We start from the raw sequence: 13,231 nt of genomic DNA on the forward strand, positions 1-13,231 counted from the left end.
GGGGCCGGAGGCTCAGCGGTTGAGGCTGAGGAGGAATTCCGTGTTCGTCTTGGTCTTCTTGAGCCGGCCGATGAGCATGTCCATCGAGTCGGCGGCGGGCACACCCTGCATGGCGCGGCGCAGGGAGTAGATCTTGATGAGCTCGTCGGGGTGATAGATGAGCTCCTCCTTGCGCGTGCCGGACTTGTCGATGTTGATCGCGGGGAAGATGCGCTTGTTGACGAGGTCGCGGTCGAGGTGGAGCTCCATGTTGCCGGTGCCCTTGAACTCCTCGAAGATGATCTCGTCCATGCGGCTGCCGGTGTCCACCAGCGCGGTGCCGATGATGGTGAGGCTGCCGCCGCCCTCGATGTTGCGGGCCGAGCCGAAGAAGCGCTTGGGCTTCTGCAGGGCGTTGGCCTCGAGGCCGCCGGACATGATCTTGCCGCTGTTGGAGGCGAGCGCGTTGTAGGCGCGCGCCAGACGGGTGATCGAGTCCAGCAGGATGATCACATGCTCGCCGTGTTCGACGAGCCGGCGCGCTTTCTCGATGACCATTTCGGCGCAGTGGATGTGACTCTCCGGCGCCTCGTCGAAGGTCGAGCTGACCACCTCGCCCTTGCAGTGGCGCTTGAAGTCGGTGACCTCCTCGGGACGTTCGTCCACGAGCAGGATGATCAGCTTGGCCTCGGGCGAGTTCTCCGCGATCGAGTTCGCCATGTTCTGCATGAGGATCGTCTTGCCGGTGCGCGGCGGCGCGACGATCAGACCACGCTGGCCGAAGCCGATGGGCGTGACGATGTCCACCATGCGCATGGAAACGTCCTTGAGGCCCTGGACCTCGAGCCAGATGCGCTTGAGCGGGTAATAGGGCGTGAGTTCCTCGAAGGGCTGGACCTTGGCGATCTCGGTCGCCTTGCCGCCCATGACCGATCGGATCGCCACGACCGCGGGACAGCGCTCGTTGCCCTGCGGGGCCTGACACTGGACCTCGACCTGATGACCGCGGCGCAGGCCGAGCTGCTTGACGAAGATGTCGGGCAGGATGGCGTCCTCGGGATAGAGCCGGTAATTAACGTCCTCGTGGACGATAAAGCACAGTCCACGATCGGTCATGTCGATGTAGCCGCGATCCAGGAGCGGGAGCTTTTGCTCCGCCGCGGCAGCGAACACGAGCGTGAGGAGCTGCTTGCGATTGGGTACGCCTTCGATCTTGGCGCCGAGCTTGCGGGCAAAGGCGGTGAGGTCGGCGTGATTCAGCGCGTAAAGTTCGTTGAGCCAGATCGGGTCGGCCTTGGGATCGACGATCTCGCCCGCGATCTTCTCGACCGCCTCCAGATTGGCGAAACGCGACGGGTCGGGGAGGTCGCCGTAGATGATCTGCTCCTTGGGTGGAAGCGGTTGCGGGGGCTTGCCGCCACCGCCGCCCTGAAAGCCGCCGGGTTTGCCCCACTTGCCGCCGCCCGGCTGGAAGTGTTTGCCGCGCTGGCGGTGTTTCCATTTTCCGCCGCCTTGGAACTGTCCCCCGCCCTGGTTGCCGCCGTCATCATATCCGCCCTGGCCACCGGGCTGCGCTTGCTGGGCCGGGGCCTCGGAAGATTCCGTCGGGGCCGCCACCTGCTGCGCCGGGGCCTGCACCGGTTCCGGCGCCGGCGGCGGGGCGGATTCGCGCACGGGTTCCGGCGCCGGCGCGGGCGCCTCGGCCACAGGGGCTGGAGCCGGCTCGAACGGGAGCTCGGCCGACGGGGCGGCCTCCGACTTGGTGGACGCCGCAGCCTTGGGGCTCCGCTTGGTGCGCTGCAGGCGCGAGCGGGTGCGCGGCTTGCGCTTGGTTTCGGATGACTCGGAGGAGCCGGACTTGCTGTTATCCTCTTCGGATTTAGGCGGGACGGACATGAAGGCGGTCGTGGGACCGGAGGGGTTGTTTGTTCAAGAGGCGGTCGGCCAGGGCATTGACCTGTTCCCTTAAAAACTCAGGAGAGCCGTCGTTTAGGAGAACATGGTCTGCCAGCTCGCATTTTCGGGCCAGTGGCAGTTGCTTGACCAGGCGCTGTCGGGCGAGTTCCGGGGGGATGCCACGTTGCTCCAGCCGCCTCAATTGCGTCGCAGAGTCTGCGGTCACGCAGACGATGAAATCAAACCAATTCTCCAGCCCTTTTTCAAAGAGCAGCGGCACCTCGACGATGAAGGCTGTGTCGCGGGCGGCGGCGAACAGCTCCCGCCAGCGGGCCAGCAAGCGGGGGTGCAGCAGTTCCTCCAGCCATTTCAGCTGGGCCGGCTCGTTAAAAACCACCGCGGCCACGCGGTCCCGGCGCACCCGCCCCTCGGCATCCAGGGTGTCCGCTCCCAGCCGTTGCCCGACGGCGCGGGCCACCGCGGCATCGGTTAGGATTTCGTCGCGAATTGTCTGATCGGCATCCAACCGACGGAATCCGCGCTCGGCAAACAGGGCGGCGGCCGTCGATTTTCCACATCCCATTCCGCCTGTGAGCCCAACAATCAGGTTGGTGCTGGTGAGCATTTCTTTCTTGGCGCGGACAATGGGCTTGCGGCAGAAGCCGGGCAACCCCTAATTGTGAATCCGGATGGTCCCTCCGCACTCCATCGACACGAAGAACCCCGCCGCCGTGGTCGAAGCCGTCAAGGAAGCCTTTGCTGGCATTGGCGCGCAGGCCAGTTACCCGCTCCTGGACCGGCTCTTCAGCGATGTGCAGAGCATGTTTTCCGGCGAATACGCCGGCTACCAGCGGATCGACATGCACTATCACGACTACGAGCACACGCTGCAGGCGACGCTCTGTATGGTGCATATCCTCGCCGGCCGCAGCCGTACTCCCGACAAGCCCGTGCTGACCAAGCGGGACTGGGAGCTCGCCGTCATGGCCGCCCTGCTCCACGACACCGGCTACCTCAAGAAGAACGACGATCTCGGTGGCAGCGGCGCCCGCTACACCTTTGTCCACGAGCGTCGGAGCTGCGAATTCGCCCGCGATTACCTGCCGCGCATGGGCGCCACGGCCACCGAGATCGATGACATCTGCTCGGCCATCATCTGCACCGGACCGCGCAACAAGATCAGCCAAATTTCCTTCCGCTGCGAGGAGGCCCGGCACTTCGCCTTCATTTTGGTGACGGCCGACTACCTCGCCCAGATGAGCGCGCCCGACTACGTGGACAAGCTCAAGGCCCTCTACCGGGAATTCCAGGAGGCGTTCGACTTCGAACAGATCCCCGGCGAGAAGCGTCCCTACCACAGTCTGCGGGAAATGATGCAGATGACCCCGGCCTTTTGGACAAATTATGTGCGGCCAATGCTGGACTTTGAGGCCGGCGGTGTGCATCGCTATCTGACGACAGCGGGCCAAACCAATCCGTATTTGCAGGCAGTGGAGGACAACATCATCGAGGTCCGCCGGCGTTTGCAGGAAGGATTGGTCTAATTCCATCCCGTCCGTTTCCGTCCCCTGTCCATGTTAGCCACCGTTGGCTCAGCCGCGTTGCTGGGCATTGATGCCGTTCCTGTCCAAATCGAGGTCAACACCGGCGAGTCCGGCGTACCCAACCTGATCCTGGTCGGCTTGCCCGACACCGCGGTCAAGGAGTCGCAGGACCGTGTCTTCTCCGCCCTGAGCAATTCCGGGCTCAAGATGCCGCGCACGCGCACGACCATCAATCTCGCCCCCGGCGACCTGCGCAAGGAAGGTGCGATCTACGACCTGCCCATCGCCCTCGGCATCCTGATCGCCACCGGCCAATTGGCCTGCGACGGCCTGAACCGTCACCTCATCGCCGGCGAACTGAGCCTCTCCGGCGCCACTCGCCCGATCAAAGGCGGGCTGGCCATGGCCGTCCTGGCCCGGGAGACCGGCCGTAAAACGGTCCTGCTCCCTCCGCTCGCCGCGCAGGAAGCCGCCTTGGTCGAGGGCATCGAGGTTTACGAGATAACGTCCCTGGACCAGGCAGCCCGTTTCCTGGATGGCCGCGCCAAGCTTTCCCCCGTGGCCCCGCCGCGGCGCACGGCGACCGAGCCGGCCGGGGTGCCGGAAACCGACTTCGCCGACATCAAGGGCCAGCACGCCGTCCGGCGGGCCGTGGAGGTCGCGGTCGCGGGCGGGCACAACCTGATCATGATCGGACCGCCCGGCTCGGGAAAATCCATGATCGCCCGCCGCATCCCCGGCATCATGCCCCAGCCCACGTTGGAGGAATACCTCGAAATCCTGCGCATCCACTCCGCCGCCGGCCAGACCATGCAGGGCGGTCTCCACTTCCTGCAACGTCCCGCCCGCGCGCCCCATCACACCATCTCCGATGTCGGCCTGCTGGGCGGTGGCACTGTGCCCGGTCCGGGAGAAATTTCCCTCGCGCACCAGGGCGTGCTGTTTCTCGACGAGTTGCCGGAGTTCAAACGCTCCGCCCTCGAGGTCCTGCGCCAACCCCTCGAGGACGGCCACGTCACGATTTCCCGCAGCGCCGGCAAGGTCACCCTGCCCTGCCACTTCATGCTCGTGGCGGCCATGAACCCGTGCCCCTGCGGCTACCTCGGCGACGCCAAGCACGAGTGCCGCTGCTCGCCGGCCCAGATCCAACGCTACCGGGCCCGCATCAGCGGTCCCCTGCTGGACCGGATCGACCTGCACATCGAGGCGCCGGCCCTGTCGATCGCGGAACTGCGCAGCAGCCAGCCGGGCGAATCCACCGCCGTGATGCGCGAACGCATCGACCTGGCCCGCCAGCACCAGCTCATCCGCTTCCGCGGCACGCGGCTCACCGCCAACGCCCGCATGACCCCGTCGCAGATCAGGCGCTTCTGCCCGCTCGACTCCACCCTGGGCGACCTGCTCCAGCAGGCGATGGAACAACTGTCGCTCTCCGCCCGCGCCTACGACCGCATCCTCAAGGTCGCCCGCACGATCGCCGACCTCGCCGAATCCGACCGCATCCAGCAGCCCCACCTGCTCGAGGCCATCCAATACCGTTCGCTGGACCGCAACGTGTTCTACTGAGGCGGCGGAGCAGCGTAGGGGCGCGCCTTGTGCGCGCCCGATAGATGACCGGGGTCGGAGGGCGTGGACGAGCCACGCCCCTACACCGTCGGCGCATTTTTCCCTCGCGTCCGAAGGAAATCGCCGCGCTTTTCAGCGGCCCGTTGCATGATTCAGTTCTCCACCATCCTCACCCACCCCGGCGGCGCCCATAAGGACGAATTCCTCGCCTGCTCCGTGCTTCTCTCCCTGCATCCGGTGCCGGTCGTGCGCCGCGAGCCGACCCCGGCCGATCTGGCCGACCCGGCCGTGTGCGTCGTCGATGTTGGCCACGAGCACGCTCCGGAGCGCAACAACTTCGACCACCACCAACTGCCCAAGGACCATCCCCCGACCTGCTCGCTCTCGCTGGTGCTCCAGCACCTCGGCCTTTACGCCGATGCGCGCCGGTTCTGCCCGTGGCTGGAATCGGCCGAGTGGTTCGACTGCCGCGGCGCCGTCACCACCGCGCGCTGGCTGGGCGTGGCCGATGACGTGCTGCCCAAGCTCAACTCCCCGATCGACGTCACCCTGCTCCGCCGCTTCGCGCTCGCCACGCGCCTCACGCCTGGCGACCCGCTCTGGGAAATGATGCGCATGGTCGGCGAGGATCTGGTCAGCTACGTGCGCACCCTCCGCGCCCGGCTCGGCTTCATCGGCCAACACGCCCGGCTCTGGCCGCTCTCGCCCGTCGGCAAGGTCCTGTTCGTCCCGCGCACCGAGCCCCTACCGGACGAACCTTCCCTCGGCCTCGACGAATACATCGAGGAACAAAACCTCGTCGGCGAAATCGTCGGTCTGATCTATCCCGACCGGCGCAGCACCGGTTACGGTCTCGGACGTTTTCGCGACCACCCGGCGCTCGACTTCACGCGGATCGCCGCCGAGCCCGACGTTCATTTCGCCCATGCGCGCGGCTTTGTGGCCAAGACGTCGGCGCACGAAACGGAACGGTTGCTGACGCTGGTCACCCGTGCCCTCGTCAAAACGACCTGATCGTTCCGCTCCCACCCCATGCCCGCCTGCGTCAATCTCTCGGCCTACAAGTTCGCGCCGCTCGCGGATCTGCCGGCGTTGCGGGACCAGCTCAAGGCGGTTGCCGCAGCCGGATCGCTCAAGGGCACGATCCTGCTCAGCCCCGAGGGCATCAACCTCTTCGTCGCGGGTGAACGCGCCGCACTCGACTCCCTGCTGGCTGCCATTCGCGCCGTGCCAGGACTCGCCGACCTGACGCCCAAGGAGTCGGCCGGCGCGCAACAGCCCTTCCGGCGCATGCTGGTCAAGATCAAGCGCGAGATCATCGCTTTCGGTGTGCCGGGAATCGACCCGGCGCGACATCCGGCTCCCGGCCTGGCCCCGCGCACCCTCCGCCAATGGCTCGACGAGGGCCGTCCGGTCACGCTGCTCGACACCCGCAACGACTACGAGATCGCCGCCGGCACTTTCCGCGGCGCCCGGCCCGCCGGCATCCGCCATTTCCGGGATTTTCCGCGCGCGGCCGACGCCCTGCCGGGCGAAATGAAGGATCAGACGGTGGTCACCTTCTGCACCGGCGGCATCCGCTGCGAGAAGGCGGCGCCGTATCTGCTGCAAGCCGGGTTTAAAAACGTCTTCCAACTCGACGGCGGCATTCTCAAATATTTCGAGGAATGCGGAGCCGCGCACTTTGAGGGCGCCTGCTTCGTCTTCGACGACCGGGTCAGCCTCGACGCCAGTCTCCGCGAAACCAAATCCTAGCCCCGCCTGTCCGCTCAGATGGTCTCCCGGAGCAGCTTGGACCGGAATCCCTCGGCGGGGAGATGCTTGCTGGCCAGCTCGAGGAGTTTGCCGGCGTCAACCTTGGTTGAAACGACGACCATTTCGTCGCCATTGAGCACTGCCACGCAGATCTCCAGCTTGTCACCGGTTTCGAGCTCATCGGAGGTGTAAACCAGGACGGTCTCGTGACGTTCCATCACGCCGACCAGCCGGCTCCAGCCCCGCGTCTGCATCTTGCGGTCGATCTCCGTGACCATGCGCCCGGCTGACATCTCGCCCGCCCGGCCGACGCGTTCATAGACGCCCACACTGGCCCGGCGCACGGCTGCCAGGGCCAGCTGCGCCTCGTCCCGGTGTTCGTGCTCAACCACCCGCAAAATCGTGCGGGCCGTCGTGAGGGCGCACCAGCCGGCGCTGATCTGCACCTTTGTGTTCCATTCCGAATTGCTGGCCGTCATGACCTCCTTGCGGAGCAGCGCCGCCTCACCATTGAGCCGGAACATCGAGGCCACCCCGAGGGCCACCACCATGACGGGCGTCACCATGACCAGCAGGGCGAGGATGATCCAGCGGGCCAGCCGGCGCTCGGACTTGGCTACCGCCGGAGTAACGGGAGGAACGGGAGAGTTCATGGCGGAAAGGAAAAAGGGAGAAGGAAGTTAGGGGAATGTCCGGAAGTCGGTCGGTGGATGGCTCACACCCCGTCAGGCTTCCTTCATGCTTCGTGATTGGTTTCAGGCCTCGTCCTTGTCGGAGGACTTGTCCTGCTTGATCTTCACCTTCACGTGGCGCAGGGGCTCGATGTTCAGCTGCTCGGCGATGGTGGCGATCTGGTCGGCACTGATGAGACCGACGATGTTCACGAACACCGCTTCGCCCTTACCGTCGATCACCGTGACCACCAGGCCCTCGATCACGTCGTCGCCCTTCTGCTTGGCGTGGACGGTGACGTTGTCGCCGCCCTCACGCTCGCGGACCGTGACCATCTGGGTCCAGCCCTGCGACTCGAGCTTGGCGCGGACGGCCTCGATCTGCTCGATGGTGGCCTTGCGGTTGGAGTCATCCAGGCTGACGACGTTGACCCGCACGCGCTTGAGATTGGCGATCAGCGCCGCGGCCTCGGGTTCCTGCTTGGCGGCGATCTTGGCCGCAAACTTGAGCAGGCCGGGCGAAAGGTTGATCTCGACGAACTCGCCCTTGGCAGCGGGGACGAGCTGCCCGATGTCAACGTAGCCGGCTTCGGATTCGGCGGCGAAGGCGGAAACAGCAAGAACCGCAGCCAGGCTGGCAGCGGCGGTGAGGAGGCGGAGGGATTTCATGGAGGACAATGGATTGAGGGTGGATGGGGTGTCGTCGTGCTTCCATCACACGTCGGGGCGCGGCCGAGTTGCAGATAATTGCGCAGGACCCCCTTGCCATTGCGGCCCGGCCCGCCCAAGTGGTTGCGCCGCACCACCGCATGTCCCGCCTCGCCTTTACCCTCGAAAGGGAATCTCCCGGCTCCAAAGCCCGCGCCGCCCGCTTCACGACGCTGCACGGCCCGGTGCGCACGCCCGTTTTCATGCCCGTGGGCACCCAGGCGACGGTCAAGAACCTGGACGTCGAGGACCTGAAGGCCGTCGATGCCCAGGTCCTGCTCGCCAACACCTACCACCTGCTGCTCCGTCCCGGCCCTGAAGTTTTCCGGAAGTTCGGCGGCATCCACCGCTTCATGAACTGGGACCGGCCTGTCCTGACCGATTCCGGCGGTTTCCAGATTTTTTCCCTGCCCGATTCGCGGGTCATGACCGAGGCCGGCGCCCAGTTCCGCAGCTATGTGGACGGCCAGGTTCATTTTCTCTCGCCCGAATCCAGCATCGCCATGCAGCGCGACATCGGCAGCGACATCATGATGGTGCTCGACCAGTGCATCGCCTCGACCGCCTCCCACGCCGAGACCGAGATGGCGATGCACCTGACCCACCGCTGGGCCGAGAGATCCCTGGCCGCCCGGGGCGACTCCGCGCAGGCGCTGTTCGGCATCATCCAGGGCGCCTGTCACCGCGACCTTCGCCTGCGCAGCGCCGAGTTTCTCCGCGCCCTGCCCTTCGACGGTCTCGCCATTGGCGGACTCGCGGTCGGCGAGACCCACGCCCAACGCTACGAGTTCACCGGCCTCGTCACCGACCAGCTGCCCGCCCACCTCCCGCGCTACCTCATGGGCGTCGGCACGCCGCTCGACATCCTCGAGGCCGTGCACCGGGGCGTGGACATGTTCGACTGCATCATCCCCACCCAGCTCGCCCAACGCGGCACGGCCTACACTTCGCACGGCCGCATCCACTGCCGCCGGGGCATCTACAAGTTCTCCGAGGAACCCCTCGACGCCGCCTGCTCCTGCCCCACCTGCGCAAAATACTCCCGCGCCTACCTGCACCACCTCAACAAGGCCGACGAGGTTCTCGGCTGGCAGCTGCTGTCGATCCACAACCTCGCCTTTTACACGCGCCTGATGGCCGAGATCCGGGCCGCCATCCTCGGCGGTGAGTTTCTCGCCTACTACGAACGGCAGCGCCTCGTCCTCGGACGCGAGGACGAAGCCAATCCCTCCGTCCTTCGCACCAAACCCCGCCCCAAATCCGCACCGCACCGCGGTGACTACGAAATCCAGACCTCGCCCCAGGGCTTTTCCAGCATCCGCCAGCGCAGCTCCGGCGAGGTGATGCACTCTGTCTCCGCCCCCGCGGACGAAGCCAACCGCCTTTATATCGACCAGTCCCGCCTCGCGCTGCGCCTCCGGCGCCGCACGCCGGAAGACGACCAGCCGCTCGTGGTCTGGGACGTCGGCCTCGGCGCCGCCTCGAACGCCATGGCCGCGATCCACCGCCTGGAGGCCGAACTCTCGGCCGTCGGCGCCGCCGCGCTGCGCCCGCTCCAGCTGATCAGTTTCGAGCGCGATCTCGATCCGCTCATTCTCGCCGCGCGCCATGCCTCCCACTTCCCGCACCTGCGCCACGGTGCGCCGCACGACCTGCTTAACCTGGGCCGCTGGGCGCACGCCTCCGGCCTCATCGAGTGGCGTCTTTTGCGCGGGGATTTCCTCGATCACCTCGAGGGCGCGCCTACGCCCGACCTGATCTACTACGATCCGTTTTCAGCCAAGACCGACACCGCCCTCTGGCAACCCGGGGTCTTCGCCCGCCTGCACCAACATTGCCGGAGCCGCCCGGCCGAACTTTACACCTACGCCGCCGGCACCGGCGTTCGCGCCGCGATGCTGTCCGCCGGCTTCTTCGTCGCGGAAGGCGTGGGCACCGGCCCCAAGGCCACCACCACCGTGGCCTGCACGCACCCGGCAAGCCAACCCGACGATCCGGCAGGCCCCAGGCTTCTCGCCGCCGAGTGGCTCGCCCGCTGGCGCCGCAGCGAGGCCAAGTTCCCGACCGGACTGGATGACGCCGCCAAGGCCGCTTTTGAGCAACGGATCGAGAGCCACCCGCAGTTCGCCGGGCTCCAGGGGTAATCGCGGTTGTTCCCGGCCGCCCTTGGCCGCGCAGCTTCGTTCTGGGCCAAAGACCTACCGTAACGCCTGACCCGTCAGCGACCGGGCGTCCTTTGTGATCCCCGACACCGGGCCGGCATACACGATTTCTCCGCCATCCGGTCCGCCGCCGGGTCCGAGGTCGATGAGCCAGTCGGCCAGCCGGATCACATCGAGGTTATGCTCGATGACCACGAGGGTGTTGCCGGCGTCGCGCAGCTTGAAGAGCAGGTCGGTCAGTCGCTGGATGTCGGTCCAGTGCAGGCCGGTGGTCGGCTCGTCGAGGATGTACAGCGTGGTGCCCTGTTCGCGCTTGCTGAGCTCCAGCGAGAGCTTGATGCGCTGGGCCTCACCGCCGGAGAGCGTCGTCGCCGACTGCCCGAGCTGCAGGTAACCGAGGCCGACCGCGTCGAGCGTGGCGAGCTTCTCGACGATGCGCGGATGGGCGCGGAAAAGCTCCAGCGCCTCGCGCACCGTAAGGACGAGCACATCGGCGATGCTCTTGCCGTGGTAGCGCACCTCGAGCGTCTCGCGGTTGAAGCGCTGGCCGTCGCAACTCGGGCACGGCGCGTAGGCGTCGGCCATGAACTGCATGTCGAGCCGGATCTGGCCGTCGCCCTGGCAGCGCTCGCAACGGCCGCCGCGGACATTGAAGCTGAAACGGTTGGCCTTGTAACCGCGCACCTTGGCGAGGGGCAGCTTGGCGAAGAGGTCGCGCAAAAGGTCGAGCAGGCCGACGTAGCTGGCCGGATTGGAGCGCGGGCTGCGTCCGATCGGTTCCTGGTCCACCTGCACGGCCTTCTCAAAATGCTCCAACCCGCTCAGGCTGCGATGGCGGCCGGGCAGGGTTTTTGCGCCGTTGAGTTTGCGCGCGGCGGCGACGGCCAGGATGTCGTTCACGAGCGAACTCTTGCCGGAGCCGGACACGCCCGTGACACAGGTGAAAAGGCCGACCGGGAACCGCGCCTCAACCGCCTTCAGGTTGTGCTCGGTCGCGCCCTTGATCACGAGCCAGCGATCGTCGGGCGCCTTGGTCTTCGCATCCTTCACCACGCCCAGTTTGCCGCCGAGATAGGCGCCGGTGCGCGAGGCGGACGGTGAAAGCCTGGCGCACTCGGCCGGCGTTCCGTGGAAAAGAATCTCGCCGCCTTCGGTGCCGGCGCCGGGCCCGAGCTCGATGAGCTCATCGGCAATCCGCATCGTGTCGGCGTCGTGCTCGACCACGAGCACGGTGTTGCCGCGGTCGCGCAGTTCGCGGAGCGTGGCCAACAGGCGCTGGTTGTCGTGCGGGTGCAGGCCGATGCTGGGCTCGTCGAGCACGTAGATCACGCCGACCAGCCCCATGCCGAGCTGCGTGGCCAGCCGCACACGCTGGGCCTCGCCGCCGGAGAGAGTCGTGTATTCGCGATCAAGCGTCAGGTAGCCCAGCCCGGTCTCCGCGAGGAAATGGAGCCGTTGCGTGACCCCGTCGAGCACCTCGCGTACGGCGTCGGTCGCCGGCAGGGTGGCGGGCAGCCCGCGCATGAAGCCAAGCGCGGCCCGGATGTCCATGCGCAGGAAATCGGCGAAGCCGAGGCAGGGCCGGTCTCCGAACGGCTGGTTCCCGGCTTGAGTCACACCCAGAGGCCGGTCTGAGACCGGCCCTACTTGCACCGCCGCGCTGCGGGCGTTGAGGCGCAGACCATGGCAGGACGGACAGTCACCGCTCGCCATGAAGGTCGCCAGGCGCGCCCGGTAGCCGTCGCTGCGCGACTCGCGGCGCGATTCATCCAGCAGCGCGATCACGCCGGGAAAGGGCTGGGCTTCGGTCTTCTGGTTCTTGCGCAGCCGGAAAACAAAGAGCCGCTCGCCCGCGCCGTGCAGCAGGGCGCGGCGCGTCTCCTCCGGCAGCTCCTGCCACGGCGTTTCGGCGTCGAACGGCAGCTGCTCGGCGAGCTGCTTGAGGATGGCGTTGTGGCGGATGATGAGATTCTTCCCGCCGATGCGCCACGGCTTGATCGCGCCCTCGCGCACCGCCTTCTCCGGCTTGGGCACGATCAGTTCCTCGCTGAAGGTCAGCTTGCGGCCGAGCCCGCCGCACTCCGCGCAGGCGCCTTCCGAGTGGTTGAAGGAAAAATGCCGCGGCGTGAGCGGCTCGAACACATCGCCGCAGTGCACGCAGCTCAGGTTTTGGCTCAGGTGAATTTCGCGCCAAGGCGACTCGGCGTTTTTCTGCACGAGCACGAGCGCCCGGTTCTGCCCCTCGCGAAAGGCCAGTTCCAACGAGTCGGCCAGCCGGCTGCGCTGGTCGGCGGCGATCACCACTCGGTCCACCACGAGTTCGACCGGGATCGCTTCGGCGCCGTTGGGCACGAGTTTGGGCTCGTCGAGCGACTTGATCTCGCCGGCGATCCGCACGCGCTGGAAGCCGCGCTGACGCAACCGCGGCAGCTCGTCGCGCAACACCGACGGCTTGGCGTGCATCCACGGCGCCAGGAAAATGGCGCGTTCGCCGGGCGCGTCGCGCAAAAGCTGGTTGAGACAGTCGTCGAGCGAACGTTTCTCGACGCGCCCGCCGTCCTTGGGACAACGCTGTTCGCCGCAGAGCGCCCAGAGCAACCGCGCATAGTCGGCGACCTCGGTGACGGTCGCCACCGTGCTGCGCGGCGAGCCGCCGCCGGTGCGCTGCTCGATCGCCAGCACCGGCGAGAGCCCGTGGATGAAGTCCACGTCGGGCCGTTTCAGTTGCTCCAATACCTGGCGCGCGGCGGCGGAGAGGCTCTCCATGTACTTCCGGTAGCCCTCTGCGTAGATCGTGTCGAAGGCGAGCGACGACTTGCCGGATCCGCTCGGTCCCGTGAGCACGACCAGCTTGCCGCGCGGGATGCGCAGCTCGAGGTTCCGGAGGTTGTGCTCCCGGGCTCCCTTGACATGGATGTGAGTGGCGGCGTCCACGCGCTGAACCTTGTCG

General features: G+C 66.7%; 10 protein-coding genes. 5 read left to right on the top strand and 5 right to left on the bottom strand.

The genetic code is table 11. The features are described from left to right. Positions 1-12: 12 nt before the first annotated feature. Positions 13-1,875 carry a transcription termination factor Rho gene (gene rho / locus ESB00_RS11655; RefSeq protein WP_129047856.1) on the bottom strand — a complete coding sequence of 621 codons (1,863 nt, stop codon included), beginning with the start codon at positions 1,873-1,875 and terminating at the stop codon, positions 13-15. After that, the gene (coaE, locus tag ESB00_RS11660) at positions 1,859-2,545 is read right to left on the bottom strand and encodes a dephospho-CoA kinase (protein ID WP_246026473.1); all 687 of its coding nucleotides are present in this window, start codon (positions 2,543-2,545) and stop codon (positions 1,859-1,861) included. Before coaE ends, rho begins: the two co-directional genes overlap by 17 nt. A gap of 19 nt (positions 2,546-2,564) precedes the next feature. Here coaE and ESB00_RS11665 point away from each other — a divergent pair, with 19 nt between their 5' ends. The 4 genes from ESB00_RS11665 (at position 2,565) to trhO (ending at position 6,740) form a co-directional block, all read left to right on the top strand. Then, positions 2,565-3,419, top strand: coding sequence for an HD domain-containing protein (locus ESB00_RS11665; protein WP_129047857.1), 855 nt, complete (start codon positions 2,565-2,567; stop codon positions 3,417-3,419). A gap of 30 nt (positions 3,420-3,449) precedes the next feature. Then, positions 3,450-4,985 carry a YifB family Mg chelatase-like AAA ATPase gene (locus tag ESB00_RS11670; protein ID WP_129047858.1) on the top strand — a complete coding sequence of 512 codons (1,536 nt, stop codon included), beginning with the start codon at positions 3,450-3,452 and terminating at the stop codon, positions 4,983-4,985. A 147-nt stretch (positions 4,986-5,132) separates the two neighbouring features. Continuing rightward, on the top strand, positions 5,133-5,999 hold the full coding sequence (locus ESB00_RS11675) for an MYG1 family protein (RefSeq protein ID WP_129047859.1): 867 nt from the start codon (positions 5,133-5,135) through the stop codon (positions 5,997-5,999). Positions 6,000-6,017: 18 nt separating this feature from the next. Further along, positions 6,018-6,740 carry an oxygen-dependent tRNA uridine(34) hydroxylase TrhO gene (gene trhO, locus ESB00_RS11680; RefSeq protein WP_129047860.1) on the top strand — a complete coding sequence of 241 codons (723 nt, stop codon included), beginning with the start codon at positions 6,018-6,020 and terminating at the stop codon, positions 6,738-6,740. Positions 6,741-6,754: 14 nt separating this feature from the next. Here trhO and ESB00_RS11685 read toward each other — a convergent pair whose 3' ends face one another. Then, positions 6,755-7,393 (bottom strand): hypothetical protein, encoded by a 639-nt coding sequence (locus ESB00_RS11685; protein WP_129047861.1) that lies wholly within the window; start codon positions 7,391-7,393, stop codon positions 6,755-6,757. A 102-nt stretch (positions 7,394-7,495) separates the two neighbouring features. Beyond that, positions 7,496-8,080 (bottom strand): DUF4252 domain-containing protein, encoded by a 585-nt coding sequence (locus ESB00_RS11690; RefSeq protein WP_129047862.1) that lies wholly within the window; start codon positions 8,078-8,080, stop codon positions 7,496-7,498. A gap of 140 nt (positions 8,081-8,220) precedes the next feature. Here ESB00_RS11690 and tgt point away from each other — a divergent pair, with 140 nt between their 5' ends. Continuing rightward, positions 8,221-10,263 carry a tRNA guanosine(34) transglycosylase Tgt gene (gene tgt, locus ESB00_RS11695; protein WP_129047863.1) on the top strand — a complete coding sequence of 681 codons (2,043 nt, stop codon included), beginning with the start codon at positions 8,221-8,223 and terminating at the stop codon, positions 10,261-10,263. 54 nt (positions 10,264-10,317) lie between these two features. On the opposite strand, the gene uvrA is transcribed toward tgt, so the two are convergent. Continuing rightward, positions 10,318-13,215 carry an excinuclease ABC subunit UvrA gene (gene uvrA, locus ESB00_RS11700; protein WP_129047864.1) on the bottom strand — a complete coding sequence of 966 codons (2,898 nt, stop codon included), beginning with the start codon at positions 13,213-13,215 and terminating at the stop codon, positions 10,318-10,320. Positions 13,216-13,231 lie beyond the last annotated feature (16 nt).

Source organism: Oleiharenicola lentus (assembly GCF_004118375.1).
Classification (GTDB): domain Bacteria; phylum Verrucomicrobiota; class Verrucomicrobiia; order Opitutales; family Opitutaceae; genus Lacunisphaera; species Lacunisphaera lenta.

Excerpts from the sequence above, each read along its gene's own strand:
- rho (WP_129047856.1), bottom strand. The coding sequence starts at position 1,875 with ATGTCCGTCCCGCCTAAATCCGAAGAGGATAACAGCAAGTCCGGCTCC.
- ESB00_RS11685 (WP_129047861.1), bottom strand. The coding sequence starts at position 7,393 with ATGAACTCTCCCGTTCCTCCCGTTACTCCGGCGGTAGCCAAGTCCGAG.
- ESB00_RS11665 (WP_129047857.1), top strand. The coding sequence starts at position 2,565 with ATGGTCCCTCCGCACTCCATCGACACGAAGAACCCCGCCGCCGTGGTC.
- ESB00_RS11675 (WP_129047859.1), top strand. The coding sequence starts at position 5,133 with ATGATTCAGTTCTCCACCATCCTCACCCACCCCGGCGGCGCCCATAAG.
- ESB00_RS11690 (WP_129047862.1), bottom strand. The coding sequence starts at position 8,080 with ATGAAATCCCTCCGCCTCCTCACCGCCGCTGCCAGCCTGGCTGCGGTT.
- ESB00_RS11670 (WP_129047858.1), top strand. The coding sequence starts at position 3,450 with ATGTTAGCCACCGTTGGCTCAGCCGCGTTGCTGGGCATTGATGCCGTT.
- trhO (WP_129047860.1), top strand. The coding sequence starts at position 6,018 with ATGCCCGCCTGCGTCAATCTCTCGGCCTACAAGTTCGCGCCGCTCGCG.
- tgt (WP_129047863.1), top strand. The coding sequence starts at position 8,221 with ATGTCCCGCCTCGCCTTTACCCTCGAAAGGGAATCTCCCGGCTCCAAA.